This window comes from Megasphaera sp. AF13-6AC (assembly GCF_027685385.1).
In the GTDB taxonomy this organism is placed as follows: domain Bacteria; phylum Bacillota; class Negativicutes; order Veillonellales; family Megasphaeraceae; genus Megasphaera; species Megasphaera micronuciformis.
In genome coordinates this window covers 1-2,515 of record NZ_JAQCUN010000159.1, presented here as the reverse complement: position 1 = coordinate 2,515, position 2,515 = coordinate 1, and the positions used below count along the sequence as shown (strand labels likewise).

Genomic DNA, 2,515 nt, shown 5'->3' with positions numbered 1-2,515 from the left:
TCTTCACCGCTAAAATACTGTTCCAGTATATGCGACATAATGTCGAAGATACCGGCCACCATTTGATACTGAGGAAGGGTGTACGTATATTCGGGGTTCAGCACGGCAAATCTCGGGCACACCTGTTCGCCAAAGTTTCTGCCGACCTTGCGCTTTTGAGCCGTATTGGTAATAACAGAATTGCTGTTCATTTCCGAACCCGTACCGACCATGGTCAATACACAACCGACGGGCACAATATTCTCGGACGGTTTTTCACGACCTGCAAAGAATTTTTCCCACGGATCGCCTTCCGTATGAACGGATACGGATACGGCCTTAGCATAATCGATAACCGAACCGCCGCCGACGGCAAGCAGTAAATCCGCCTTGTGATTTCTGGCTATTTCTCGACCTTCCAATACTTTATCCAGCGTAGGGTTAGGCATAACGCCCGCATCTTCAACTACATTCTTATCGTTTTCTTTTAAAATTTCCATTACGCGGTCATATATACCGTTCTTTTTAATAGAGCCGCCGCCGTAAATAAGCACAACGTTCTTCCCGTATTTGGGGAGTTCTCTGTGTAAATAATCCATCGCCTTATTACCGAAGTATAAAGCCGTAGGATTTTCATATTTAAAATTTCCTAACATAATAGTCCTCCTTCATAAAGGGCATACGGTACACTTGTTCATATGCATTTTTAGACATGCAGTCATATTTATTATACCGAATATATCGTCCTTTTAACAATCTATAGCCATACAAGTATTGCAATAGATACTACAAAGGGACTCGCTTATAAGCGAGTCCCTTTGTAGTATCCGTCCGGAGAAGGTACATTCCTTCATACCCGAACGGACTTATATGGATTATTCGCCGTCAATAGCGACGGAATCCGACAAAATAGGATCTTCTTCCTCGTACTCAACGAGAGAAATAGGCTTAACAACCTTTACCTTACGATAACGGCTCATACCCGTACCGGCAGGAATCAGCTTGCCGATAATAACATTTTCTTTTAAGCCGAGCAAGGGGTCAACCTTCCCTTTAATAGCAGCGTCCGTAAGTACGCGAGTCGTTTCCTGGAAGGACGCGGCGGATAAGAAGGATTCCGTAGCCAAGGCCGCCTTGGTAATACCGAGGAGCAGAGCCTTGCCTTCCGCCTGTTTACCGCCTGCAGCCTGAATGCGACGATTCATTTCTTCGTAAGCATTCAGTTCTACATAGTCTCCCGGCAATACATCCGCATCACCGGCATCTTCAATCTTCATCTTACGTAGCATCTGGCGAACAATAACTTCAATGTGCTTATCATTAATTTCAACACCTTGAGATTTGTATACCTTTTGCACTTCATATACCAGGTAACGCTGCGTAGCTTCGACACCCTGAATTCTCAGGATATCATGGGGATTAATGGAACCGGCCGTAATACGGCTGCCCTTTTCAATAACATCGCCTTCATGAACTACCAAATGAGCTCCGTACGGAATGGTGTAACTCCGTTCGTCACCGTCTTCAGCCGTAACATGAACGATATGAATATCCTCATGATCTTCTTTTTCCGTAATCGTAACAACGCCGTCAATTTCCGTGACAATAGCATTGCCCTTCGGTTTACGGGCTTCAAACAATTCTTCGACACGCGGCAAACCTTGAGTAATATCGCCTGCCGATGCAACGCCGCCGGTGTGGAAGGTACGCATAGTCAACTGTGTGCCCGGTTCACCGATGGATTGAGCCGCAATGATCCCGACCGACTCACCTACATTGACCTTACCGCCCGTGCCGAGGTCACGACCGTAGCATTTAGCGCAAACGCCGTAACGGCTATGGCAAGTAAGAACGGAACGAATACGGACTTTGTCGTAATACTTAACGACTTCCTTCGCCTGTTCTTCCATAATTTCTTCATTAATGGGAACAATCACTTCGCCCGTATCCTTATTGAATAAGGTTTCCGCAGCCGTTCTGCCCACAATCCGGTCTTCCAAAGGTTCGATAATGCCGTCGCCTTCAACAATAGCCGTAACTTCAACACCGCGAATATCATTGTTGCGAACCTTGACTTCTTCTACATCACTCAAAAGAATCCGTTCAATCGCCTCTTCCGTAAGAGCCGTGCCGGCCGGGCAAATTTCCGTACCCATGGAATCATAAACTGTACGTTCCACCGTCTTGCCGAGCATATTTTCTACCATAGCTTCTCTCAAGGCGTCACGAATGCTGTCTTCCGGTGCACCGAGCATGACGTTTTCAATCTTATTCGTATGATTGAGGTCGTCATTAATGTCCATCTGACTGCCGCGCAAGGATAACTTGGGAATTTTGTATTCAATAACCGTATCGAGATCGTCATTGGTCAGAACGTGATCTTCCGCAAACAGAAGTTCTCCCGTTTCTTCGTCCACTACGTCGCGTGCCAATACGCGACCGATCAATTTTTCTCTCAACAAGTTGACTGCCTGACGTACCGAGCCTGCGAGTCGAGCGCGTTCGCGAATGAGGTCCAAGCCGAATACGTCGCAAT

Annotated in this window: 1 protein-coding gene and 1 pseudogene; both read right to left on the bottom strand. The window is 46.5% G+C overall.

Annotated features, from left to right (window positions below; genetic code table 11):
• Positions 1 to 635 (bottom strand): iron-containing alcohol dehydrogenase (locus PGX78_RS07530; protein ID WP_270446265.1); only part of this gene is annotated, 635 nt, incomplete at its 3' end.
• A 219-nt stretch (positions 636 to 854) separates the two neighbouring features.
• Positions 855 to 2,515: pseudogene (locus PGX78_RS07525) on the bottom strand (DNA-directed RNA polymerase subunit beta'); the annotation flags it as partial.